Source organism: Levilactobacillus yonginensis (assembly GCF_003946265.1).
In the GTDB taxonomy this organism is placed as follows: Bacteria; Bacillota; Bacilli; order Lactobacillales; family Lactobacillaceae; genus Levilactobacillus; species Levilactobacillus yonginensis.
The window spans coordinates 33,037-56,505 of record NZ_RHNO01000011.1 but is presented as its reverse complement, the minus strand read 5'-3'; the positions used below and the strand labels follow the sequence as shown (position 1 = coordinate 56,505).

Sequence of the window (23,469 nt, the reverse complement as noted above, 5' to 3'; positions counted from 1 at the left end):
GCACTCACCACCGTGAATATTATTTTATGGATAACTTTTGGTTATTATTTGAAAAAGGCCTCTAAATCAAGTAAGATGTTTGATGTTGACGGCGTTTTCGTCGTCGGGAGCGTTCACGCTCTACACAGCAATTATAAAGGGGTTCAAAACATAAAATGAAAATATCCAAGAAAGTCACAGCGCTCGGTTCGCTGGCCGGACTCGCACTTCTGCTAAGCGGCTGTGTGCAGACCAAAAACGGTAAACCTTACGGGTTCGTGTACGATTATTTAGCCGTTCCTGGACAACACGTCATGAACTGGTTTGCCAACATCTTCGGCGGTAGTTATGGTTGGGCCATTATCGCCCTAACCGTTATCGTACGGATGGTGCTCTTGCCAATCATGGTCAAGCAAATGCGTGGCGCCACGGTTCAACAGGAAAAGATTTCCATGGTTCGACCGCAAATGACGGCCTTGCAAAAACAACAGAAGGCTGCAAAGACACCCGAAGAACAACAGGCTGCCAGTCAAGCCATGATGGCTCTCTACCGGAATAACGGTATCAGTATGACCGGTGGAATCGGCTGTTTGCCATTGTTGATTCAAATGCCGATCTTTGCTGCACTGTACGCCGCCATTCGGTACTCACCAGAGTTATCGAGTTCCGTCTTCATGAACATCCCCTTAGGGAAGTCAAGTTGGATTCTGGCAATTCTCTCCTTCGCCTCTTACCTGTTACAAGGGTACCTATCCATGTTGGGGATGCCTGACGATCAGAAAAAACAAATGCGTATGACCTTGTTGCTCTCACCCGTGATGATTCTGTTCTTCACGATGAGTTCACCGGCCGGGTTAGGCTTATACTTCTTCGTCGGTGGGTTATTTGCCTGCATCCAAACGTTGATCATCAACTTCTACCGACCACGGATTCGTAAAGAAATCCAAGCCAAGATGAAGGAAAATCCCGCACCAGTAGTTGAACCCGTTGTTGCTAAGCCAGCTGAGCCCGAAAAGAAGGCCCTCGCTGCCAAACAAACGAGTACCAAGAATCGCAATCGGAATGCTGGCAAACAACAGCATCACCATTAAGCAATTCTGACTAACGCAGCTTAAAACCGCCATTCCAGATTAGTCCTGGGATGGCGGTTTTTGTGTAACCTTTTTAAAAAGAAGCGTGATTGGCTGGCCAATTGGCAAACCGCATTACTTGGCTTATTGATTAATACAAGCATCAACTTAACAGCTAAGAATCGACGACCATCGACGACCGCAGTCTGCCGAACTACCGCCAAATTTGCCAAAATGGTTAGTCATCGTGAAATCAGGACAATATTCATTATGATTGCCTATTACAAGAGGCTTACTTTCACCCTTCAGCTATCCATCTAGACCTCTTCTGGAAATTCAGATAGTTGTCAATCAATTGCTACCCTAGCGTAATCGTCACAAGTCATGTCAACACTTGACCATATTACAAAACGCTCCGATGTTGTTAGATACAGAAAGTGTAAATTAGGTATTTAGTCACCCCATCTAAGGGGAACTTGCTTACGACATCATCAAATTCTGCCGAACTCCGCTGGGGACTGACTCTTTTTTCGCTTCAGACCAAGACTCCACATTTTGTCCCTTTGTTTCAATTTTCAAAAAGCGCTGTGGTTTCAACCGCCACTGAGAATCAAAGGTCAACGTCCGCGATTTTCCTTGCTGATTGTAAGTTACCAGCTGGTACGTATATTCCTTCTCACCACCCCCACCAATAAACTGGCGTACCGGCTTAGCAGATGTCGACGCATAAACCGTTTCATTCTTCACTAACGGGTTCACATTATCGATAGCCATTGCCAATTCCGAATGTCTATTTTTGGTCAAGGCTGGCAATAAAATTGCGCCTACCCCAGCAACGGCCGCGAGTCCAATGATAAATAAACCAAATTTCCCCCAAATTTTCATAATATCCTCCTGCATTGGTTAATTACTATAGTAATTAAGTAGTTACCACAGAATAGCGAAATTTATAGAGGCTGTCAACCCCGCTTTTGAAAAAATCCTACTGCAATTCAGGTTTAAATATGGGGGTCTTCGGAACCGTGGTTAGGAAATGAAGATAGCCGGAGTTAATCTTAGCATAGTTCCGTTTTAGGAAACGTTAGTTTTGGAACAACCTGATGTTATTGGTATTGATGTCTCAATGGGAAAAGCAGTTGGGCTATCTACCACCAAAAGAAGCATCTTTATAATTTCACCTTTGCCCATACGATTACCGGTTTTAAAGCCTTGCAATCTAACGACTAATCCAGTTGTTTATTTTGAATCTACTGTTATTTACCCAAGACCGTTTGAGACTTTCTTTAAAAATAATCGTTTAAACGACGTTGAAAGGAAAGTGTGAAATCAAGTTCCCTACCGAAAAAACAATCCACCTTAAAAGTGGTGAGAAGACCGCTATCTTGGATATGAATCCTAGAATTTTACCGCCTAATCCCTTGATATAGCCTATTTTACGGAACTGAACGGCCTGTCTTAGCCATCGAGCATTGTTTTAATCCATCTCCAATTCATGGTAGACTCAAGTAAGAGGAGTGAATGCTATGAAATTAAGAAATGGACTAGGTATTGTTTTGGGCGTAACACTTGGCATTGCATTATGTCTCATATCTTCCCCATCGGCTCAAGCTGCAACAAAGTACACAGTAGTTTCAGAGAAGTGGTACAACGTGCCAGCAACTTCTTATCGGGCAAAGCACCCCAATAAACGGGTTGCTCTTTGGAATAAGAAGCACACTAAACGATACGGATATTTGACCGATCGTCCCAACACGACGTTCACACTTAATTCAATTGCGGTTCTTAAACATGGAAATACAAAAGCCGTCTATTATTATGTCGATGCTGGTGGCACCAAAAAGCATCCTAAAGGAACGCTTGGCTATGTTTGGCGTGGATATTTGACCAAAGGATTAGCAATGGATCGGCTCAAAAGCCGTTATGTTCGACTAGCAAAGTTTTCTAACAACGCAGACTATGCCAATTACATTAAATACTCTAAATCACAAAAAATTACTAAGGCTTTAGTCAAAGCATTACCAAATATGAAGTTAAACTTAGATTTAACTAATATTGCTGCTTATAAATTCGCGGAAACCATGTCCGATGAAGATTCGTCTCTTCCCGATGTTAAATTTAGCTCTCTAAAGACCAAAAACTATAAGCATATTACATATTTCCCTAAGGTTACTGCCTATTTAAAGCAGAGCAATAATGTCGCAACTGCTACCCGAGTTAAGAAAGTTAAGCGTATTCTAGCAAAAGACTACGGATTAACAACTGCAAAGCTAAAACGTTTGAAGAACTATCAAATTGGGCTAAATATTGCCGAAAATACAACTGGCAATAAGGCTAAAGATAATACTCCTCTTACCGTTAAGTTCTATGCTTTTGCTATTGCCCAGAGAGTGAAGTAATTACCCAATGGTTATAGCCAGAGAATAATTAATTCATCAAAAAATGGGAGATGGACCCGTATGGCCTATCTCCCATTTTTAATTATATTAATTTTCTAGCAACTAACGAAGGCTAAAGATCTGATTTAGATGAATCGTCTGACGGTTTAGGCGAATCCACCGGTGCATCCTCCAATAATTGTGACTGGATACCCGGAATATCATTGGCTGCTTGAATCTGCTCCTTCTTCGCATTTAAGACCTGGGCATCTGCATCCGACAAAATCGGTAGCGAGATCCGGAAAACGGAGCCGTGACCCAAGGCACTTTCGATGGTGATTCGGCCATGGTAAGCCTCAATCAACCGTTTGGCGATCGATAGTCCCAAGCCATTGCCCCCCTTGGTTCGAGAACGAGCCTTATCCACCCGGTAGAAACGGTTGAAGACTCGGTCGCGGTTCTCCTGAGAGATACCTTCCCCGAAGTCTTGAACGGCAATTTCGAGGTTTCGACGATCACTTTCGTACGTCAGATGAACCTCTTTACGTTTTTGAGAATACTTGACCGCATTATCTAACAAAATAATCAGAATCTGTTCCAAGTGATTCCGGTAGATCTGCGCCTGTAAGGTGTGACGGACATCGTCATCTAAGATGAAGACGTAGTCCGGATGGATCATCTTGAAGTTGTCAAAGACTTGTAGAACCACTTCACTGACATCAGTGACTTCGTTCGGGTAATTGACCTCAATCTGTTCCGCCCGCTGGAGATCCAACATTTCTTGAACCAGACTCTGCATCCGTTTCGTTTCCTGTAAGGAAGCTTTGATGGACTCATCCAGCACCTCTGGGTCGTCCTTGCCCCACCGATTAAGCATCTCCATGTGTCCTTGAATAATGGCCACTGGCGTTCTTAACTCATGGGAAACGTCCTCCACAAATTGCTGTTGCTGGTCCATATAGCGCTGGGTCGTGTCTAACATGTCGTTAAACAGTGCTCCCAGGTCGCTCAGCTCATCTTGATGGTGCATCTCGGGTACACGGACATCCGTCTGCGGATCCTCCCTAACGGCATGAATAGCATCCCTAATGGCCTCGACCGGTCGTAACAGGAAGGTTGCCAAGCTATAGCTCAGAACCGCCGCTGCTAACGCTGCCATCAACCCGAGCACAATTTCAACCTGCAACAGGGTCACTTGAGTGCTGTGATAATCCCGGAGATTATCAGTGACCTGCACGTAACCCAGCAGGAGATTTCCCTGCTTAGCCTTGATAGGCATGCGGCCCACCAAGTGTTTACGGTGGTTAATCGTCTGAGTCACAATTCGCTGACTGCGGGTTTGTTTGAAAGCCGTTTTACTTTGGCCCGTGGCAAACAGTTCCCTGCCCTGTGCATCGAAAACAGTTACCGTTTGACTATCACGCGCTAAACTCGTAATTACAGCATTATTATAAGAAGCACCCGGTTGTTTGGTCGTTCCGAGCACTGCTCGTGGCCGCAACTGGCGGTTCACCCCCGCACTAGTCAACGGTGTTTGCTGGCTATTCAACCGTTCAACCACTACGTTCATTGAATCCGCAACATGGGTCTTTTCCTGCCGCATCAATACCGTCATAAAGCTGTTAAAAATAAGAAAAACGATGACCCCAAAAATGACTAATACGCCAAAAACGGTGGACAGCGCCCATTCCCACTTCAGTGAAAAACGGAAGCCCTTAGATTTCTTTGGCTCATCATTCAAAGATTCATCGACTTGTGGCGATCTCACGAACGCATCACGTACCCTGTACCCCGGACAGTCTGGATATAACTCTTCTGACCGGCGACATCAATTTTGTTCCGAAGGTAACGCACGTATACGTCCACCACGTTAGTTTCAACTTCGGATTCGTAACCCCAAACCTTTGTCAGTAACACATCTCTGGCCAACACCACATTGATGTTTTCCATTAAGGCTAACAGTAACTCATATTCCCGCTTCGTCAGGTTAATCACTTCATCACCACGACGAACGATTCGGTTTTCTTTTTCAATCGTCAGGTCCTTGAACTTAACCGTCGTCTGCTTGGTGTTCTTCTGTTCACCTTCCAGATGAATCCGCCGAAGAAGTGCCCGCACCCGGGCCAATAATTCTTCAATAGCAAATGGCTTAACAATGTAGTCATCCGCACCATGATCCAAGCCGGAAACTCGGTCGATCACTGAATCACGGGCTGTCATCATAATGATTGGCGTGCTTTTTTCTTCACGAACCCGCCGGGCGACTTCAATCCCATTTAATTCTGGCAACATCAAATCAAGTAAAATAACGTCGAAATCCTGTGATAATGCTGCTTCTAGCCCCGTCCGGCCATTGAATTGCACGTTGGTTTCATACCCTTCGTGTTTGAGTTCCAATTCCACGAAACGGGCAAGGTTTTTTTCATCTTCAATAATTAAAATTCGACTCATTGCGCTTTAACTCCTCTAGGATAATTAACCGCGCTCGCCCTTCAAGTGTCCCAACGAATGAGCGAACGTCCGATATTCATTCAACATTTAATTTTATCATATTTTCTCATAATTGTATGCGAAAACCCCTGCGCCGTTCACAGAAAACTTGTGAATTTAATCATCTATAGACTTTTTTAACCTTTTCTGAAAACGTGCAACCGATTGTCCCGAAAATTTATTGTTGCCTATGAAAGCTCGCTAGTTTCACTATTCACATCCGTTTATTGAGCAAACTAATCAGGCCAAGTCAGTGCTACTGCGAATGGTTTAAATACTTTCACAAAAAAAGATGGTATATGTTAAAAAATTCACTTGAAACTATTTGGACTTGCTGTATACTGAGCATGTAGACAAAAAAGAAAAGGGGATTTTTTCATGAAAGCTGCTGTTATTCGCGATTCAGTCGACGGTTACGTTGATATTAAAGATGTTACTTTACGTCCCATTACCCATGGTGAAGCCTTAGTTAAGATGGAGTATTGTGGTCTTTGCCACACCGACTTGCACGTTGCCGCTGGTGACTTTGGCAAGCAACCAGGCCGGATCATTGGCCATGAAGGTGTTGGTAAAGTTATCCAAGTTGCCGACGATGTTGATAATTTGAAGATTGGTGACCGGGTTTCCGTTGCTTGGTTCTTCAAGGGCTGTGGCCACTGTGAATACTGCTTAACCGGTCGTGAAACTCTTTGCCGTAACGTTCAAAACTCCGGTTTTACCGTTGATGGTGCCATGGCTGAAGAATGCATCGTTGATGCTAACTACGCCGTTAAGGTCCCAGAAGGCTTGGACCCAGTAGAAGCAACTTCCCTGACTTGTGCCGGTGTTACGATGTACAAAGCTTTGAAGACTGGTGAAACGAAGCCAGGCCAATGGGTTGAAGTTGTTGGTGCCGGTGGTTTAGGTAACCTGGCTATCCAATACGCACACAATGTCTTCGGTGCTCACGTTGTTGCCGTTGATGGTAACCCTGACAAGTTAGCTGCTGCTAAGAAAGACGGTGCCGAAATCCTGATCAACCGTCATGATGACAACGTTGCTGAACAAATTCAGGAAAAAGTTGGTGGTGTTGATAACGCCCAAGTTACGGCCGTTACGAAAGACGCCTTCACCCAATCCGTTAACGCTTTGAAGCCAGATGGCAAGTTAGTTGCCGTTGCTTTACCACAAGGTGATATGGAATTGAACATTGCTAAGACCGTTCTGGATGGTATCTCAGTTCGTGGTTCCTTAGTTGGTACCCGTCAAGACTTAGCTGAAGCTTTCCAATTCGGTGCTGAAGGTAAGGTTCACCCTATCGTTAAGACACGTCGTTTGGACGAAGTTAACGACATCATTGACGAAATGAAGAGCAACTCAATCGTTGGTCGGATGGTCGTTGATTTCACGAAGTAATCTCCTCTAAAAACATCAAAAGTAGCGTTTCCCGTGAGGAACGCTACTTTTTTTGTCCTTTTTTCGGATACAGATACTGCAGAGCTAGGAGATCCCCCGTCGACAATCGTAGATGTCCCTGATCAATCGCATACATTACCGATCCTCGGTTCTGACTGTGATCTAGCCCCAGCACATGTCCAATCTCATGAATAGCCACGGACTCCTGGAGACCCCTGTCAGGATAGTGTGCATTCAATCCCGCGCGACCGCGATTAACCGTTAGCAGATTGATACCACTAATCGTTTGAATCTCTGGACCACCCTTTCCCAACTCCAAGTACCCCGGTTGGTTTGATAGATCCTTGTGATACGTATATAAGCTTATGCCATTTTGCCCGAGTCCCGGTCGGCCTGCTACCAAATTAACGATGCCCGTAGCGTTGTAGACGGCAATTGCCCGTTCAAATAGCGCCTGAGTCTTTGGGGGCGTCCGCGGTTCGAAATGATAATAATAGGTCGGCTTAAGCTGCCCGGGTTTAACAATTTTCTCAACGGGCGTCGCTCCGGCAGTCTCCTTGCGCCCAACCAATGGCAACTTAATGCCTAGCCGGCTTGCCGCTTTAGCGACCGTCACCTGGGAAGAACGCACGACCTGCGGCAAATCATGCCGCACATACAACACACTCAGACCACTCACGACCAGTAAGATTAGCACTAACCAACGTTTCCGCATTCAGATTCTCCTTATTCACTCGGTAACTGAACTAACTTAAGCCAGTGTACCCAGGAAACTAGCAGAAACCAAGTAAAATTCAAATTTCTTTCACTTAACGATGACCATCCATCGGAATTTGACAATTCGATGATTTCCTCCATTAAATTTATAATTATAACAATCGCCACCGGCTAGTATTCGCTCGGCGAGCTAAGCAAGCTTGGCAATCACCTGTTGAATAGTTTTCAAGACCCCATCCTCTTGATTCGACCATTCGGAAATCAGGTTACCAGTACGCTGAATTTCTACAGGCGCATTCTTCATGGCCACACCCTGACCAGCAAACTGTAACAATGGTACATCATTCGCACCATCACCAAACGCCATGATCTCTTCAGCCTGAATGTGCCAGTGCCGGGCCAACCACTGAACCGCTGGAAGCTTACCTACGTTAGTCGTCACCAGGTCAACGACCCCATAGCCGCTATCATGCGCGACCAATCGACCAGCTAATGCTGTATTTAGCGACTGGACCAATTGTGCCGCCTGCCCTGGTAGCACCGAGACACTAATTTTCTTGATCTTATCCGTCACGGCCTGCAAACTCGTGACCTGGTGGAGATTGTCGTAGAACTTTTCCGCAGCGTCAATCAGTTGCTGCGGCACCCCAATTTCCGTGTATGAACCCTTGGCCCCCGTCAGAATGATGTAGGCCCCTTTGAGACACGGTAAAAAACGATCAGTTTCAACAAACGTCTGCAACTGACTGGCCGTCAAGCTACCATCAAAGACCAACTGGTTGTCGTGGTAGATCGACGCTCCATTCTCAGCGATGATACCCAACTCTGGTGTGAGTACGTCAGCAAATAACTCCCGGAGATGGGCAAATTGGTTGCCAGAAGACAGAACCAATTTTACATTGTGCTTCGTTAATTCTGCTAAAGTTTCCGTGAACATCGCCTGGTTAAAGCTCTGGTCATCGTGCAACAGCGTTCCATTCAAGTCCGTTGCAATAAGTTTAATTGCCACAATCTCACTCCTCAATTTTCTTCGTGTGGTTCATTATACGCGAAATGTCAGGTCGGTCCCAAGTTCTTTTACGAAAAAATTCCCACAAATAAGTCGCAGACAGTCAAATTTCACCATCGCTGCAACCATTTTTGCTTCCAACTCCTGAGTTGCACCTCAATTTGCTACACTGGCAGTGCACGTCCAACTTCAAGGAGGAGAATATTGTGAAAAAGTTAGGCTGGTTCCTACTAGCGCTTACTGGGCCATTACTTGGACTGTCCGTCACCGCCCAGGCTAAACCCACCACTAAGCCCCAATACACCTGGGTCAGTTCTAAGAAGGTTCGCCCTTACCCGACCTATTTCAAGCTCGGGCAACCGAAACCCATGTGGAATCGGGCACATACCAAAAAAATTCATAATCTACAGAATTATCCCAGAACCACTTGGATCGTCCAACGCAAGGTTATCCTACAATCACCATCAAAGGGCCGCGATACCTACTATGAGGTCCGTAGCGCCAACAAAAGGGTTCACGGTTACGTGTGGCACGGCAATCTCAGTAAAGGGCTGAATCCCAACCGTGTCACCGCTGGTACATTGGCTGGTCCCCCCGGATATGCCGTGGACAAACGACTAATCGACGCGCACCTTAATCAACAGCTCACCAGCCTCTTTCCTGGCACCGTAGCCGATAAAAAACTCCAGGTATCAGCTAATCTGTTGATTCCGTCACTGACCATGAGTGACGGCGTGATGAACTGTTTGGTTTATTACTTTGGAGAGGCCTCTGAAGACATTTTATCATTTTCAGCCAACACTAAAATTGCCAAATCTACGAACTTTCTAACAGCGCAACGACGCCAATTAGGTCGTGCACTCAACCAAGCCGGTCTGACTTTCAATAGTTTTAACCGTTATCGAATCGGTGCCTACGCTTATCCGAAGAACCACGCTAAGTATGGTGAATCAGTCATCTATCTACTGGCACCAGCCGCCCGGTAACCTTGCCAGATCCATTCGATGATTATAACAACAATATTAGCAAGTAAATTAAGTGCCCTAGTGTTCCGTTGCCAAGTAAGCTATCCATAAAATATGTTACAGGTCATCCTTAAAAGGGCTGCGCAAACAACGCCTTTAGAAACAGACCTTCGTTCGTGGCTTCAAACCAAAGGTAAAGCCGCCTTTTGCTTGACACTTTGATCTCCGGTGTACATGATAGTAATATTGATACTTGCCAATGCTGGACGAAAGCAGCTGACTTACCCTTCATAGTTACGATTTGAATCCACAAAAAAACTCCCAGAAGCCGCGGACTTCATGGGAGTTTTTTAAACTAATAAAATTAGTTGTTTGCGTTCTTAACCGCAACGACCTGACGGCCATCGTAGAAACCACAACTTGGGCAAACCATGTGTGACTTACGTAATTCACCACAGTTAGGGCAAGCAGTTAAATTAGGCATAGTCAACTTGATGTGACCACGACGCATAGCCTTTTTCGTCTTAGACGTTTTCCGCTTAGGTACAGCCAAAGAAAACACCTCCTTCAAATAAAATTATATCCACTAGTGAAAAAATTTTAAGGCTTACAAAGAGGATTATTGATCATCCTGATCAGGGAAGAAATCCTTTAACTTTGCAAGACGTGGATCAACTGATTGATTTTCCTTCTCAACCTTTTCAAGGTCCTCTTCCGCGACAACTTCCCAGTCTTGACCAGTCGGCATCTCGGCACCTTGTTGTTCGGCCTTTGAAAGAATGTGCATCGGAATCTGTAAAAGAATGTTATCCCCGATAGCCTTATCAAAATCGATTTGGTCATCCTTAACTACCATCACAACGTCGGTTTTTTCAAACCGTTGGGTTGCGGCGGGGTCGGAAACATAAAATTCCGTCATCTTGAAATCTACAGGCAAGTCCACCGGCGTTAATGACCGGCTGGATGGAACCGTTAAGTCCGCCTGAACCTGCGCATCGACAACGACGTCACCATCCACGACAGAAGCAATACCCTTCACGTGGACGGGGCTTAAATCAAGCACATCGTCGCCATAGCGTTCCATTAAGTCCGCCTTTAAATCAAGTGTTTCTTCAAAAGAAAGCGGCTCGTTTCGGTAATTCTTGCGGAGCTCGGTCAACGACCATTTCATCGCAATCCCTCCAATGCAACGAGATAAATTATACCTGTCAAAAAATGTGATGTCAAGGTAATTTCCTTGATAGTCTGTCTGAATCCGCTATTTTTACGGGAATTCGGCCATAATCTTGTGGAATTCCCGTTAGCATGGTTCGTAGCGTGCCCAGCCGGTCATCAAATTCACCCGGTCCCTTTTGCCAATCACGGTCAGCTCGACTGATCAACGGCAAAGTGACCTGCTTCTTAATTTGATGTAGGTAGGACCGGCCTGCTGCCGAATACCCTAACACCCGCAAATACGTCGGTTCTGGATTCATTTCGGCCGGCCGTGCCTGAACTAATAGGTACGCCGCTTGCCGCTGCAAGCGCGTGTAAGTGTAGCGTTTGGTCTTCACTGTGTGCATGAATGCTTCGAAACTATCACTGGTCAACGCCGCCCGTTTCAAGCGGTACTCGACCCCCTCTGTAATCTGGTAATTGCGCCGCAAATCAGCCACGTGCCCGCTAAGCAGCAAGTAGCGTAAAGCTGGCCAATAGTGCTCCCAGGTCACCAACGGGCCCTGCTGAACCAATGCCAGTGTCCGGGGGGGCACCACAGATTGGACCTCTGCCCAATCCTGATGCAACACTGCTCGCCTAACTGCCGTAGCACTCGCATACGCGCCATCTGTGGCAATCTTGGTATCGGCATGCTGACTACCCTTTCGTGCCAGAGGAAGCAATTCTAGGGGGTCTCCTAGTCGCTGGTTCGCCAAGGCGTAGAAGAATCCTAGAATATCATTCCCTAGATTCAAAGTAATCCCCGTTTGTTCCCGGAGATACCCCTGAAACAGGGACGCATAGGTCTGGTCAAATTGCTTAAAGGTCGTCGGATCATCTGGTAAGTGGGCCATCAGCCGCCGGTAATCCATATTCGGATGTTCCGTCCCAAAGGCTAACCAGTGACACTGCATTGCCGTTAGCAAGGCGACGCCACCCTGTGCAAACAGGTGAGCAGGCTGTAACGCCGCGGCCCCCGGTAATTCAATCACCAGATCAACACCACCAGCCACCGCTGCTTCCGCTCGCTGCCACTTGTCCAGTAGGGCGGGTTCGCCCCGCTGGACCCAGTTACCGCTCATTGCCGCAACAACCACGTCAGCACCCGTCTGGCGTTTGGCCGTGGCTACCTGATAGGCGTGCCCATTATGAAATGGATTATATTCCGCAATGATTCCCACAGCCTGTAGCATTCTATGCCTCCCGTGTGACCTCGAAGAACCACCGGGTGGTATCTGCGGCCACTTCATGTTCACCAAAATCAGCACTGACTCGTTGTAACGTTAACCCTGCATCCGCTAAGGCCGTCTGATAATCCGCTAGCTCATAGGTCCGCTCATGGTGCAGTTCCGTCACCTTACGATACTGTCCAGTCTCTTGGTCCAGCGTAAAGAAAGCCAGTTCATGTTCGGCAGCGTGATCCTCGTCTTCAATCCCGTAACTGGTCCAGACAAAGGCCCGCGTGTCATCGACGTAGTTGTACATGTATCCTGGGTACACGTCGTCCGTTTGATGTGGCGTAATCACATCAAATAAAAACTTTCCACCAACGGCCAGGTGACCATGAACCTCGCGAAAGGCCTTAGTCACGGCTGGTAAGTCGGGCAAATAGCAAAATGAGTCCGCAAAACATGTAATCGTTTGATACGTCTCAATTTCACTCAAGTCTAACATGTTCCCCGCCATCAACGGCATGGTCACATTGGCCTCTTCCGCGTGTTCAGCAGCAAGGGCCAGCATTTCCTCTGAGAGGTCCAGGCCACTTACATCATAGCCTTGTTCAGCCAATAAGACGCCTAAGCGGCCACTTCCACACGCGAGATCTAATACACTCCCACTCTGCGGCTGCACACGCTTAGCGACAAAATCCAGCCACTGATCATACATGGCTGGATCGAAAAGTTCGTCGTAAAGCTCAGCAAAGGATTGATAAATCATGCTTCAACCCATTCGCCCAGATCCATGGTTGGCGCATCGGACCAAAGCTTTTCCAAGTTGTAATGGCTCCGTTGATCCTTCTGGAAGACGTGAACAACCACGTCACCCAAGTCAATCAGGATCCAGCTAGCGGCATCCTTACCTTCAACGTCACGAACCTCAACGTTGTTAGCAGCCATTTGGTCCGTAATTTCATCTGCAATGGCTTGGACTTGCCGCGTCGAATTTGCTTCCATGATTAAAAAGTAATCGGCTAACAAGCTAACTTTGGTCATATCTAAGGCAGTTAATTCCTCTGCCCGTTTGTTCTCTGCGGCTTTAACCGCAATTTCTAAAATTTGTTTACTTTCCATGCCTTTTCTCCTCTCAAACGTTTGGATATTGGGGTACCCACGCATTGTAGGTATCTAGAGATTTTGGATAAATTGGTTGATTATTGTCAATCAGGTAAGCCAGTGTATGTTTGGCCTGATAAGCCACACCCATGGCCAATTCTTTGTCCGTTAACCGTCGCGCATCATCAACACCGGGAAAATCCCGGGCCGGCTCAATAAAGTCCGCCATGTAGACGACTTGCTCCAGTGGCGACATGTACGCCGCACCAGTGGTATGGTGTCGAACGGCATTGAGAATGTCTTCGTCATAAATACCCAGCTCATGCTTAATCAGCTCAGCACCAACCACGCCATGCCAGATTGCGTTCCCGTAGTTCAATAATTCCGGCGCAAGCTGATAGTCTTTGATTGCCTGAATAAAGTCTTCAGCTGGTCGTTGCTTAGCGTAATCGTGCGTCAAACCTGCGATACTAGCTTTTTCCAGATCAACACCATTCGCTTTTGCCAATCGCAGCGCCGTTTGTTCCACACGTTGGACGTGCTTAAAACGCTTGGGTTTCAACTGTTTTTCAATTTTTGCTAATAGTTCATCCCGAGTCCCAGGAAAAATGTTTGCGTGATAGGTCAATTCAGTCACGATATAAGAGATGCTCCTTTATATAGAGATCAACCATGGTCGGCACTAAATAACGGACCGACTGGCCGCGCCGAACCTGATCCCGAACCATTGTGGAACTAATACCAATTTGTGGCACGTCCACCCATAGTACCGGATACGGTGATTGATGCGAAAATCCTTGGCGACAGACACCTACAAATTGAACTAATTTTAGGAGTTCATCAATGCGATACCACTTGGGCAAGTAAGCCACCATGTCGCCACCAATAATAAAGTAATATTGGTTCTCCGGATGAGCCCGCGTCAGCTGAAACATTGTGTCATAGGTATAACTACGTCCCCCCCGTTCAACTTCCGTTAACTCTAAATCAAACCGAGGATTGTCCGCAATTGCACCCCTAACCATGGCCACGCGGTCCTTCGCAGGAATCGTCAATTTGCGGTCAACGTGAGGCGGCTCAGCATCCGGCATGAAAAGGACCCGATCCAGCCCCAATTGGGTAGCAACCTGGTCAGCAATGACTAGATGTCCCAGATGCGGCGGATTAAACGTTCCTCCCAAAATTCCGATGCGCCGTTTCTTAGCGGTCGCTGTCATTTCAGTCACGACCTGCGTACTCGTTCGCTCTTGAATTTTTACCACGACTGCAAGACCTCCCTACATGTTTTCCACGATTGGTGAAATCTTTTGATTTTCTTGGTCCGTCGCAACCCGGTACAAGACTAGCACCCGGCCGATTGTTTGAACCACTTGAATGTCCGTATTATCTTCAATAAATGCTTTTGTCTCATCAACGGAGACTTCTGCACTCTGCTGTAAATTAACCTTGATCAGTTCCCGGTTTTCCAAGGCACCAGTCAATTGATCCAGCCAAGCACTCGTTAAACCATTTTTCCCAATAGAAAATAATGGTCGCATATTGTGGGCATGGGCCCGTAAGTAACGCTTCTGTTTCCCTCGTAACAAGTTGTCGTCCTCCATTTTTAAATCATTGCGCGACGTAGTAATACGCCAACACCGGCTGGTGCCCAGCCCGTCACATGTGCGTCGGCTGGAACGGTGATCCAACCCAATCCTTCAAAAACCAAATCACTCTTCATGGTGGTCTTGAATTCATGTGGCACTAACGGTGGGAAATCATCCATATTTTCGGCCCGTGGTGGTGTTAATAACTGTCCCAGTTGCCGTTCATAGAAATCATCCGCATTTTCCAATTTAGTCCGGTGAAGGTACAAATTATTTTCGAAGTACGCCGTAAATCCCGTCTTAGGACCCTTGGTGTAATCAAACCGCGCAACACCACCTAAGAACAAGGTTTGTTGTTCATTTAATTGGTAATTTTTAGGTTTGACAGGCTTCTGTGGCGTGACAATCTTCAGATCTTTACCATCAATGAAGTGCGCCATTTGTTGATTTTGAATAATCCCAGGAGTATCGACCAAGACGTGATCGTCATCCAAAGGTAATTCAATCTTGTCCAACGTGGTCCCGGGGAACCGGGAAGTCGTGATCAAATCCTTAACCCCAGTGTTTTGCCGGATAATTTGATTAATCAACGTTGACTTCCCAACATTAGTGACCCCAACCACGTACACATCACGGTCGCCCCGGTACTTATTGATCAACTGAAGCAGGCCATCAACGGACTGATTAGTCTTAGCACTCAACAGCGTCACATCAATTGGGCGTAACCCCTGTTCATTAGCCCGTTGACGCAGCCAATCCTGTAACTTACTGCGTTTTAAGGAGCGGGGTAGCAGGTCTTCCTTGTTCCCCACCAGTAAGATAGGATTGCTCCCAACGAACCGATGCAGACCAGGAATGACACTCCCATTGAAATCAAAGATGTCCACGACGTAAACAATCAGGGCGTTGGCGTCCTGAATCTGGGTCAATAGGTTCAGAAAGTCATCATCCGTTAAGCCAACGGGGACGATTTCGTTATAGTGACGCAACCGGAAGCACCGCTGACAATAGACCTCTTCCTTTTCCAATCCCTTATCTAATGCAGATTGCGGCGTGTAACCCGGTGCCGTCTTATCCGTCGTTTGAATCTCTGCACCACACCCAATACAGTGTAGTGGCTCACCGTCAATTAAGACGGGTTCAATGTCTTTGTCGTTCATCAAGATCCTCCTGCCAAGTTAATTCGGGATAGTCATGCCGTAAACGCCACATAACCACCTTTTCTAATAATCGATTACCTTTTGTGATCCACGCATCTGACTTTAAAATGGGCTTCACTAAAACGCTCCGGACACCACTATGGTGTGCTGCCCAGACGTCAGTCAACAGCTGATCACCCACCATGACCACCTCATCACGGCGTAGATGCCAACGATGAAGTGCGCGATTCAACCCCCATGGTAGTGGTTTTAACGCGCGATGAATGTAGGGCAACTCAAAAGGTGCCACGGCCCGATCGACCCGAGCACGACTGTTATTTGACACGACAATGACCTGAATATCAGCCATTTCGAGTAGTGTCAACCAGTGACGCAGTTCTGGTGTCCCATCCGGATTATTCCAGGCAATCAACGTATTGTCCAGGTCGGTCAACACCGCCCGGACCCCGTTTGCTTTTAGCTGCCCCGGTGTCAAATCGTATATGTTCGTAACCATCCACGTGGGTTTGAATCCAGAAACCATGCGGGTGACTGCCCCCCTTCGTCCTATTACCGTTACCGGCATGTCTAGCTTTTTATTATACGCAATCTAGGTCTATTTTACCACCAGGAACGGTTAGGTTTGCATGTCTAACTGAAATTGATCTTTGATTAAACCATTTCCTAGAATCTAAAAAAGACTCCGCATACGCGAAGTCTTTTCCAATCGACTGATTAAGCAGCCAAAGCTTCCTTAGCTTGGTCAGCTAAAGCCTTGAATGCAGCAGCATCGTTCACTGCTAAGTCGGCTAACATCTTACGGTTTACGTCGATGTTGGCTAACTTCAAACCGTGCATCAACTTGCTGTAGCTCAGACCGTTCATCCGGGCTGCGGCGTTGATCCGGGCAATCCAGAGCTTCCGGAAGTTACGCTTAGTGGCTTTACGGTCACGGAAGGCGTATTGACGACCCTTCATGACTTGGTCCTTAGCAACCTTGAATAAACGGTGCTTTGAACCACGGTAACCCTTAGCTAACTTTAAAACTTTCTTACGACGTGCGCGTGTAACAGTACCGCCTTTAACTCGTGGCATAATCTTTTCCTCCTAAATCAATTCAAACATTATGTCGACTCTTCGTCGACCCGAAAATTGGTGACCCGCTTACTTTTGTAACAGAGAACGGTAAGTCTTGATGGTCGTTTCGTTCATCATCCGGGTACCACGAAGGTTCCGGCGTTGCTTCTTGGTCTTACCGTGGAAACGGTGAGACGTGTAAGCGTTGGCACTCTTGATACCGCCCTTGGCAGTTACTCTGAAACGCTTAGCTGCGGCGCGGTTAGTCTTCATCTTTGGCATAATACGAAATATCCTCCTTAAATCGGTAGCCGAAGCTACCACAATCAACTCTACTTATTCTCAGCGATGGGCGAAAGCATCAAGAACATGCTCCGACCGTCCATCTTTGGTCGTTGTTCAACGGTAGCGACATCAGAAGTTTCCTGAGCCATTCGGTTGAGCACCTCACGACCAATGTCTTTATGAGTGATGGCCCGACCCTTAAACCGAATCGATACACGAACCTTTTCACCCTTAGCCAAGAACTTTTTAGCGTTCTTTAACTTGGTATTAAAGTCGTTGGTATCAATCGTAGGACTTAACCGTACTTCTTTGACACTGATCACTTTTTGCTTCTTACGAGCTTCGCGTTGCTTCTTTTGCAACTCAAAGCGGTATTTCCCGTAGTCCATAATCCGGGCTACTGGTGGCTTAGCTTTCGGTGCAACCAAAACTAAATCGAGGTTTGCTTCTTCAGCAATTTTTAAAGCTTCGCTTTTAGACTTGATCCCCAATTGTTCACCGTCGCCGGCAATCAATCGAACCTCACGTGCGCGAATCCCCTCGTTGACAATCGTGTCGTTTGCTATGGTAATCCACCTCCAAAAAATTCTCGAGAACTGCAGAAATCTCACTCACAAAAAAATGCGGGAACCTCTGATCAACAATCAAACGGCTCCCGCATGAAATCCAACTAAAATAGTCGAACTAACGTGCATATCCAGCCCAGCAGCGTTAGCCACAGGGCGAGAAGCGGAAGCCTCTGCTTAATTTCTCAACTTATTTATCATACCAGCTAACTGGTTACCTGTCAACGGGCATTTCCAAATACTTACAGAAAGACCCGTTAAATTTCACCAGGACCCTCTATCAGGTGTCCAACCAGGCTACTGCTCGGATTTAACACCAAGTATCTCATTACGGTGATCGAAGCGATTGATCACAATAACCAAGACCACGATCACAAATTCAATCGCATAACAGAGTAAAGCGTAACACAGATTGTTTAATCGCTCTAGTCCCCTTTAAAGACTAACAAACCGGGATTGCCATGGTCGACAACCCCGTTTGGAATATATCATCGATTTAACCTTGGAATCTACCTAAACAAAACCAGCCACCTCGAACGCAATCGAAGGTGGCTGGAAGAAATCTATTTACTTGTTTATATAATAGGAAGGAAGTAGTTTTTACATGTAGTTAGTTAGCAAGTAATTAGTTTTCCAATTTTTGTTCAACGGCGCTTTCTTCGGCGTCAGCATCACGACTGTAAGAAGCAATGTCAGCTAAGACTTGCTTAACGAAAGCATCGCTACTTTCGGAAACAGAGTCTTCTTCACCGTACTTACGTACAGAAACACTACCGTTATTCATTTCGTCGTCACCAACAACCAACGTGTATGGAATCTTGTGCGTTTGAGCATCCCGAATCAGGTAGCCCATCTTTTCACCACGCTTGTCGACGTTGACCCGAACATCAGCAGCCTTCAATTCAGCAGCCAGCTTGTCAGCGTATGCCCCGTTCTTTTGTTCAGAGACTGGGATAATCGTAACTTGCTTAGGAGCTAACCAGGTTGGGAAGGCACCCTTGTAGATTTCCGTCAGGTAGGCAACGAAACGTTCCATCGTTGAAACTAACCCACGGTGAATCATAACTGGACGGTGTTCTTCACCATCGGCACCAACATAGTGTAAGTCGAAGCGTTCTGGCATCATGAAGTCTAATTGGATAGTTGATAACGTTTCTTCGTTACCCAAGGCAGTCTTCGTTTGTACATCCAACTTAGGACCGTAGAATGCGGCTTCACCTTCAGCTTCAACATAGTCAAAGCCTAATTCGTCCATGGCACCCTTCAACATAGCTTGTGCCTTGTTCCACATTTCATCGTCATCGAAGTACTTTTCAGTGTTCTTAGGGTCACGGTAGCTCAGACGGAAAGTGTAGTCCTTGATGTCAAAGTCATCGTAAACCTTAACCATCAACCGTAAGATACTCTTGAATTCTTCTTGAATTTGATCAGGAGCAACGAACGTGTGACCATCGTTCAACGTCATTTCACGAACACGTTGCAAACCACTCAGAGCACCAGACTTTTCGTAACGGTGCATCATCCCTAATTCAGCGATCCGCATTGGTAATTCACGGTAAGAACGGATGTGGTGGTTGTAAATTTGAATATGGCTAGGGCAGTTCATTGGCCGTAATTCAAGTTCTTCGCCATCACCCATATCCATTGGTGGGAACATGTCTTCACGGTAGTGAGCCCAGTGACCTGATTGCTTGTAAAGATCAAGGTTAGCTAAGACTGGCGTGTAAACGTGTTGGTAACCGTTAGCAACTTCTTTGTCAATGATGTAACGTTCAATCACACGACGGATAGTTGCACCGTTTGGCATCCAGTATGGTAAGCCGGCACCAACTTTAGGATCAACGAAGAACAGATCCAATTGGTTCCCGATAACCCGGTGGTCACGTTCACGTGCTTCTTGGCGCTTCTTCAAATCTTCATCTAAATCAGCTTGGTTGTAGAAAGCAGTCCCGTAAATCCGTTGTAACATTGGGTTTGAAGACTTGCCTTGCCAATAGGCACCAGCAACTGAGAGGAACTTGAAGTGCTTAACGTCGCCAGTGTTTACTAATTGGGCACCGTCACTAAGTACTTGGTATTCACCGATTTGGAGGAAGGAAACTTCGTCGCCATCGATGGCTTTAATTAATTCTGAACTGTATTGGTCGCCCTTTACTGAAGCTAAGGCGTCATCCTTGCTTAAGGAGATCCGCTTGATGTCTAACTTGTCAGACACCAGCTTTTCAACGATAACGGCTAAGGAGTCTAATTCATCAACACTAACTTGTTGTTCGTCCTTGTCGGTATCAACGTAGAACCCATCTTCGTCGGCACTAACTTCACCTAAACGAATAGCTGGGAATGCTTTCTTTAACGCGATCCGTAATAAGGCAGCGGTTGTGTTCCGTAAAACAGCTAAGCCTTCAGCATCCTTCTTGGTGACGATTTCGATGCTCCCATAATCAGAAAGTGGTGCTAAGTAATCAACCAGCTTGCCGTTAAATTTAGCGGCAACAGCTTCTTTTGCTAAACTGATGGAAATTGACTTTGCGACATCTGCTGCGGATGAGCCAGCTGGGAATGCCTTTACTTTACCATCAGGGAACTTAATAGAAATATCTGCCATAATACATGATCTCCTTCTTGTTATGATTTTGGGGGAAAGAACGAAAAAGTCCCCAGTATCATCATAGATACTGGGGACGTCGTAACGTGGTTCCACCCGATTTTTCCACAGAACTAAGTTCCATGGACTCAACTCGTTAATAACGGAACGACCCGACCGGAAATTTCCTCCCGATAGCTAGAGAATGGTAATAATCATCAGCACACGAGCCGGCTTCCAAGCAAGACCAACTCTTCCTGTGAGTGCTAAGTGGTTATTGTGTTTCTCATCACCGCTTCAATACATACAGTAAACACCATTCTAGAATTATTGTCAAGGACAATATTAAAATAAATTGTGAAAATTTTTAATTAACCATTCGTTCACAATGGCAAACCATTACGGCACCATGGTTTTAGCACAAGGTAAGTTCATCCCCGATATAACGGAATTTATTGTGGTCGGCGGTTAACTCCCACCATTGTGATTTCTCGTGCTAAGAACCGAATTCGCTGCATCAAACGCTGCGCTTTCAAGGGTTCATCGTCCCCTCGCGTCGAAATTCTTAGATGCTCTTTCTCTAACTGAGCCATCGAAAAATTCGAGCTGAAAAAGGTTGGCAGCTCCTCCTGCATCCGATATTCCAGGATAACGCCTAAGACATCATCGCGAACCCAGGCCGACATAGCGTCCGCCCCAATATCATCAACCATCAAGATAGGGGCCCGCTTCAAAGCATCTAGCTTGTCTGCTACCCCATTCTGGGCGATGGCATTCTTCATCTCCACCGCAAAGCTAGGGAAATGAACTAACGTGGTGGAAAATCCATCAGCCGCTAATTGATTGGCAACGGCGGCCAGCAAATACGTCTTTCCAACGCCAAAACTACCAGCTAAATAAAGTGCCTGGTGTCGCCGTTTCGGACTGGCTTCATAGGCATCCACAAAATCTAATGCGGCCATTAAAGCCTCCGCGCGATCAGAATCCTGGTCAAAATTATCTAGACTTGCCTCACGAATACTCTTAGGCATGGCAATCGACTTCACTCGCTGACGAAGCTGTTGCTGGGCTTGCTTTTCTTGTGTCGCCGCCGTTGGAACATAGGCCACATCGATCAAATGATTGGAGACAATTAACTGCGGTTCATAACCAGTTGCAAAAGTGGTCCCACCCTTAGCCAATTTTTCACGTTCCGAAACGAATTCATAGAGTTTAGCAGCGGACCGGGTCAGAACGTCCTCAGTTAATTCTTCCTTGTGGGCCTGATAAAAGGCTGTCACCTTAGGGTCGTCGTAGACCTTAGCCATCAATTGCCGATAGTTGTCGTTCAAATGACGAGAATTCATCAATTGTTGCATGGTTTTACTGAGATCCTCCATCGCTTATTCCTCCTTCCCTTGTGCGTTACGATCTTTGAGTTTTGCGATTCGTGCCTGTAATTGGGTTTGCTGTTCCGGCGTCAGCTTCGCCGTTGCCGTCTCTTCATTTGCGGCGGGTTTCTTAGCCCAATCCGGCAAAGTCTCCTTAACGGTTGACTGCCGGGGCCGGGATTGGCGTGGCTTACGTGCGGCCTGCTGTCGTTCACGAATCTTCTGAATCGCCAACTGCGGCGTCGTAATCTTAGACCGACTCCAATCATTCGCAATCGTATCCAGTAGATTCTTGTTCAGGGTTGGCCGGTCCTCGTCTACCAAGACGTGGTAAATCATTAAATTCAAGACGGCTTCTGGGAACAACTGTCGGCTGACTAAATCACGAACGATCCTTTGTTCCCCATCCGTGACATACCCCCCGTTCTTTTGCTTGATGGCCTGCAAAAAGACTGCGGGTGCTGTCTTGCTAGCAACCTGGAGTAAAGCCTGTTCGGCAGAGTTTGCCCGGGATACCTGACTCGCTGGCTGAGCTGCCGGCGTGGCCTGAGTGCCCATAGCAGCTGCCGTCACCCCTCGATGCTGCTGCCCAAAGTGCTGAGCAATAATCCGTTTAAACTGTTCGGCATTAAATTGATTGGTAGCCAGATCCGTTGCCTCTCCGACGTAACGGGCCATTGTAACCTCGTCCAGGCCATAGGTGGCATGCTCAGTCAAAAGTAACTGACGTTGTCCGCGCAATGCCTGGGTTTCGATGAATGAATGTTCTAGAATTTCACCTAAGAGTTTGAAATCAAAATCCTCATCCTGCGTGGGTAAAATTGCCGGAGCCGCACTGCTCGTCGGTAGTGTTTCTCGAGTAGCCGTAATTGCAGCCGGCAAGCGACTGAGTTCCTGTCCGTCGACATGAAAAACATCCAAAAAGTTTTTGGTGATGTCTTGCTCATCATTAGCTGGCAGCGGTTTAGACGTCGTATTGGTAACGAGCGTGCGATACAACTCTTCACCCACAACCCCTAAAAGCTGCACACTGAGAAGATCATCCTTGAAAAAGTCCACTGGTAACAAGGGCGCGTGCAACTCGTAGGTAAAACTCGTCAGTTCATCACGCGTCTTGTAAGTTGTCACCAAGAGTCCGGTCGCTTCCAACCGCAATCGTGCCTGATAAAAATTTGCCAGGTCCATCCCGAGTAAGCCTAAAATCGTGGCATGTCGCTTATAATTAGACCGTTCAGGGAGCCAAAAAAGGGCCGAGTAGAGCCCCGCGGCACTCGGTCCAATAATCGGCTGGTAAAGCTGCGTCAAAGTTTGCCAACTTTGATCGGTCAACCGGTCTGCCAACCGAACCAAAAAGCCGGTCTTTGGTTGCAACTGGTGCCAGGAATCCTCCAT

26 protein-coding genes are annotated in these 23,469 nt (G+C 46.6%); 5 read left to right on the top strand and 21 right to left on the bottom strand.

All coding sequences use genetic code 11. The features are described from left to right. Positions 1-155: 155 nt before the first annotated feature. On the top strand, positions 156-1,070 hold the full coding sequence (yidC, locus tag EKM87_RS07245; protein ID WP_125683316.1) for a membrane protein insertase YidC: 915 nt from the start codon (positions 156-158) through the stop codon (positions 1,068-1,070). Between the two features lie 459 nt (positions 1,071-1,529). Here the strand turns inward: yidC and EKM87_RS07240 are convergent, their stop codons facing one another. After that, complete coding sequence (locus tag EKM87_RS07240) at positions 1,530-1,934, bottom strand: YxeA family protein (RefSeq protein ID WP_125683314.1); 405 nt, start codon at positions 1,932-1,934, stop codon at positions 1,530-1,532. Between the two features lie 202 nt (positions 1,935-2,136). Here EKM87_RS07240 and EKM87_RS07235 point away from each other — a divergent pair, with 202 nt between their 5' ends. Together EKM87_RS07235 and EKM87_RS07230 are read left to right on the top strand one after the other, a co-directional pair. Next, a complete protein-coding gene (locus tag EKM87_RS07235; protein ID WP_125683312.1) occupies positions 2,137-2,373 on the top strand; it encodes a hypothetical protein in 237 nt (78 codons plus the stop codon). A gap of 199 nt (positions 2,374-2,572) precedes the next feature. Then, on the top strand, positions 2,573-3,445 hold the full coding sequence (locus EKM87_RS07230) for a hypothetical protein (protein WP_125683310.1): 873 nt from the start codon (positions 2,573-2,575) through the stop codon (positions 3,443-3,445). 112 nt (positions 3,446-3,557) lie between these two features. Here the strand turns inward: EKM87_RS07230 and EKM87_RS07225 are convergent, their stop codons facing one another. Together EKM87_RS07225 and EKM87_RS07220 are read right to left on the bottom strand one after the other, a co-directional pair. Next, positions 3,558-5,192, bottom strand: coding sequence for a HAMP domain-containing sensor histidine kinase (locus tag EKM87_RS07225; RefSeq protein WP_125683308.1), 1,635 nt, complete (start codon positions 5,190-5,192; stop codon positions 3,558-3,560). Next, complete coding sequence (locus tag EKM87_RS07220; protein ID WP_125683306.1) at positions 5,189-5,875, bottom strand: response regulator transcription factor; 687 nt, start codon at positions 5,873-5,875, stop codon at positions 5,189-5,191. The genes EKM87_RS07225 and EKM87_RS07220 overlap by 4 nt, the downstream gene beginning before the upstream one ends. Before the next feature lie 417 nt (positions 5,876-6,292). On the opposite strand from EKM87_RS07220, the gene adhP reads away from it, so the two are divergent. Continuing rightward, a complete protein-coding gene (adhP, locus tag EKM87_RS07215) occupies positions 6,293-7,309 on the top strand; it encodes an alcohol dehydrogenase AdhP (RefSeq protein ID WP_125683304.1) in 1,017 nt (338 codons plus the stop codon). A 43-nt stretch (positions 7,310-7,352) separates the two neighbouring features. Here the strand turns inward: adhP and EKM87_RS07210 are convergent, their stop codons facing one another. Then, the gene (locus tag EKM87_RS07210; RefSeq protein WP_125683302.1) at positions 7,353-8,024 is read right to left on the bottom strand and encodes a matrixin family metalloprotease; all 672 of its coding nucleotides are present in this window, start codon (positions 8,022-8,024) and stop codon (positions 7,353-7,355) included. A gap of 192 nt (positions 8,025-8,216) precedes the next feature. Beyond that, on the bottom strand, positions 8,217-9,035 hold the full coding sequence (locus tag EKM87_RS07205; protein WP_125683300.1) for a Cof-type HAD-IIB family hydrolase: 819 nt from the start codon (positions 9,033-9,035) through the stop codon (positions 8,217-8,219). 206 nt (positions 9,036-9,241) lie between these two features. On the opposite strand from EKM87_RS07205, the gene EKM87_RS07200 reads away from it, so the two are divergent. Beyond that, positions 9,242-10,021: a hypothetical protein gene (locus EKM87_RS07200; RefSeq protein WP_125683298.1), complete on the top strand. Its 780-nt coding sequence runs from the start codon at positions 9,242-9,244 to the stop codon at positions 10,019-10,021. A gap of 343 nt (positions 10,022-10,364) precedes the next feature. Here EKM87_RS07200 and rpmF read toward each other — a convergent pair whose 3' ends face one another. From rpmF to EKM87_RS07120, 16 genes are all read right to left on the bottom strand, one after another. Then, positions 10,365-10,553: a 50S ribosomal protein L32 gene (gene rpmF / locus EKM87_RS07195; RefSeq protein WP_048731903.1), complete on the bottom strand. Its 189-nt coding sequence runs from the start codon at positions 10,551-10,553 to the stop codon at positions 10,365-10,367. Positions 10,554-10,619: 66 nt separating this feature from the next. After that, entirely contained in the window at positions 10,620-11,171 is a 552-nt protein-coding gene (locus EKM87_RS07190; RefSeq protein ID WP_125683296.1) for a DUF177 domain-containing protein, read from the bottom strand. Between the two features lie 52 nt (positions 11,172-11,223). Further along, positions 11,224-12,390 carry a nucleotidyltransferase gene (locus EKM87_RS07185; RefSeq protein ID WP_125683294.1) on the bottom strand — a complete coding sequence of 389 codons (1,167 nt, stop codon included), beginning with the start codon at positions 12,388-12,390 and terminating at the stop codon, positions 11,224-11,226. Between the two features lies 1 nt (position 12,391). After that, on the bottom strand, positions 12,392-13,135 hold the full coding sequence (locus tag EKM87_RS07180) for a class I SAM-dependent DNA methyltransferase (RefSeq protein ID WP_125683292.1): 744 nt from the start codon (positions 13,133-13,135) through the stop codon (positions 12,392-12,394). Further along, positions 13,132-13,488 (bottom strand): ribosome silencing factor, encoded by a 357-nt coding sequence (gene rsfS, locus EKM87_RS07175; RefSeq protein ID WP_125683290.1) that lies wholly within the window; start codon positions 13,486-13,488, stop codon positions 13,132-13,134. The genes EKM87_RS07180 and rsfS overlap by 4 nt, the downstream gene beginning before the upstream one ends. Before the next feature lie 13 nt (positions 13,489-13,501). Then, the gene (gene yqeK, locus EKM87_RS07170; protein WP_125683288.1) at positions 13,502-14,110 is read right to left on the bottom strand and encodes a bis(5'-nucleosyl)-tetraphosphatase (symmetrical) YqeK; all 609 of its coding nucleotides are present in this window, start codon (positions 14,108-14,110) and stop codon (positions 13,502-13,504) included. Further along, positions 14,100-14,732, bottom strand: a complete 633-nt coding sequence (locus tag EKM87_RS07165) for a nicotinate-nucleotide adenylyltransferase (RefSeq protein WP_125683286.1) — start codon at positions 14,730-14,732, stop codon at positions 14,100-14,102. Before EKM87_RS07165 ends, yqeK begins: the two co-directional genes overlap by 11 nt. Before the next feature lie 15 nt (positions 14,733-14,747). After that, positions 14,748-15,071 (bottom strand): ribosome assembly RNA-binding protein YhbY, encoded by a 324-nt coding sequence (yhbY, locus tag EKM87_RS07160; RefSeq protein ID WP_125683284.1) that lies wholly within the window; start codon positions 15,069-15,071, stop codon positions 14,748-14,750. A gap of 2 nt (positions 15,072-15,073) precedes the next feature. Beyond that, on the bottom strand, positions 15,074-16,216 hold the full coding sequence (gene yqeH / locus EKM87_RS07155; RefSeq protein ID WP_125683282.1) for a ribosome biogenesis GTPase YqeH: 1,143 nt from the start codon (positions 16,214-16,216) through the stop codon (positions 15,074-15,076). Continuing rightward, positions 16,197-16,739: a YqeG family HAD IIIA-type phosphatase gene (locus EKM87_RS07150; protein WP_125683280.1), complete on the bottom strand. Its 543-nt coding sequence runs from the start codon at positions 16,737-16,739 to the stop codon at positions 16,197-16,199. The genes yqeH and EKM87_RS07150 overlap by 20 nt, the downstream gene beginning before the upstream one ends. A 191-nt stretch (positions 16,740-16,930) precedes the next feature. Further along, a complete protein-coding gene (gene rplT, locus EKM87_RS07145; RefSeq protein ID WP_125575242.1) occupies positions 16,931-17,290 on the bottom strand; it encodes a 50S ribosomal protein L20 in 360 nt (119 codons plus the stop codon). Between the two features lie 69 nt (positions 17,291-17,359). Next, entirely contained in the window at positions 17,360-17,554 is a 195-nt protein-coding gene (rpmI, locus tag EKM87_RS07140) for a 50S ribosomal protein L35 (protein WP_125683278.1), read from the bottom strand. A gap of 50 nt (positions 17,555-17,604) precedes the next feature. After that, the gene (gene infC, locus EKM87_RS07135) at positions 17,605-18,108 is read right to left on the bottom strand and encodes a translation initiation factor IF-3 (RefSeq protein WP_125683392.1); all 504 of its coding nucleotides are present in this window, start codon (positions 18,106-18,108) and stop codon (positions 17,605-17,607) included. Positions 18,109-18,748: 640 nt separating this feature from the next. Next, positions 18,749-20,728, bottom strand: coding sequence for a threonine--tRNA ligase (thrS, locus tag EKM87_RS07130; RefSeq protein WP_125683276.1), 1,980 nt, complete (start codon positions 20,726-20,728; stop codon positions 18,749-18,751). A gap of 431 nt (positions 20,729-21,159) precedes the next feature. Next, positions 21,160-22,086, bottom strand: a complete 927-nt coding sequence (dnaI, locus tag EKM87_RS07125) for a primosomal protein DnaI (RefSeq protein WP_125683274.1) — start codon at positions 22,084-22,086, stop codon at positions 21,160-21,162. 3 nt (positions 22,087-22,089) lie between these two features. Then, positions 22,090-23,469 carry a replication initiation and membrane attachment family protein gene (locus tag EKM87_RS07120; RefSeq protein ID WP_125683272.1) on the bottom strand — a complete coding sequence of 460 codons (1,380 nt, stop codon included), beginning with the start codon at positions 23,467-23,469 and terminating at the stop codon, positions 22,090-22,092.

Excerpts from the sequence above, each read along its gene's own strand:
- EKM87_RS07185 (WP_125683294.1), bottom strand. The coding sequence starts at position 12,390 with ATGCTACAGGCTGTGGGAATCATTGCGGAATATAATCCATTTCATAAT.
- EKM87_RS07230 (WP_125683310.1), top strand. The coding sequence starts at position 2,573 with ATGAAATTAAGAAATGGACTAGGTATTGTTTTGGGCGTAACACTTGGC.
- thrS (WP_125683276.1), bottom strand. The coding sequence starts at position 20,728 with ATGGCAGATATTTCTATTAAGTTCCCTGATGGTAAAGTAAAGGCATTC.
- EKM87_RS07220 (WP_125683306.1), bottom strand. The coding sequence starts at position 5,875 with ATGAGTCGAATTTTAATTATTGAAGATGAAAAAAACCTTGCCCGTTTC.
- yhbY (WP_125683284.1), bottom strand. The coding sequence starts at position 15,071 with ATGGAGGACGACAACTTGTTACGAGGGAAACAGAAGCGTTACTTACGG.
- adhP (WP_125683304.1), top strand. The coding sequence starts at position 6,293 with ATGAAAGCTGCTGTTATTCGCGATTCAGTCGACGGTTACGTTGATATT.
- rsfS (WP_125683290.1), bottom strand. The coding sequence starts at position 13,488 with ATGGAAAGTAAACAAATTTTAGAAATTGCGGTTAAAGCCGCAGAGAAC.
- EKM87_RS07120 (WP_125683272.1), bottom strand. The coding sequence starts at position 23,469 with ATGGAGGATTCCTGGCACCAGTTGCAACCAAAGACCGGCTTTTTGGTT.
- EKM87_RS07150 (WP_125683280.1), bottom strand. The coding sequence starts at position 16,739 with ATGGTTTCTGGATTCAAACCCACGTGGATGGTTACGAACATATACGAT.
- yidC (WP_125683316.1), top strand. The coding sequence starts at position 156 with ATGAAAATATCCAAGAAAGTCACAGCGCTCGGTTCGCTGGCCGGACTC.
- EKM87_RS07180 (WP_125683292.1), bottom strand. The coding sequence starts at position 13,135 with ATGATTTATCAATCCTTTGCTGAGCTTTACGACGAACTTTTCGATCCA.
- EKM87_RS07190 (WP_125683296.1), bottom strand. The coding sequence starts at position 11,171 with ATGAAATGGTCGTTGACCGAGCTCCGCAAGAATTACCGAAACGAGCCG.
- yqeH (WP_125683282.1), bottom strand. The coding sequence starts at position 16,216 with ATGAACGACAAAGACATTGAACCCGTCTTAATTGACGGTGAGCCACTA.
- dnaI (WP_125683274.1), bottom strand. The coding sequence starts at position 22,086 with ATGGAGGATCTCAGTAAAACCATGCAACAATTGATGAATTCTCGTCAT.
- EKM87_RS07210 (WP_125683302.1), bottom strand. The coding sequence starts at position 8,024 with ATGCGGAAACGTTGGTTAGTGCTAATCTTACTGGTCGTGAGTGGTCTG.
- rpmI (WP_125683278.1), bottom strand. The coding sequence starts at position 17,554 with ATGCCAAAGATGAAGACTAACCGCGCCGCAGCTAAGCGTTTCAGAGTA.
- EKM87_RS07240 (WP_125683314.1), bottom strand. The coding sequence starts at position 1,934 with ATGAAAATTTGGGGGAAATTTGGTTTATTTATCATTGGACTCGCGGCC.
- rplT (WP_125575242.1), bottom strand. The coding sequence starts at position 17,290 with ATGCCACGAGTTAAAGGCGGTACTGTTACACGCGCACGTCGTAAGAAA.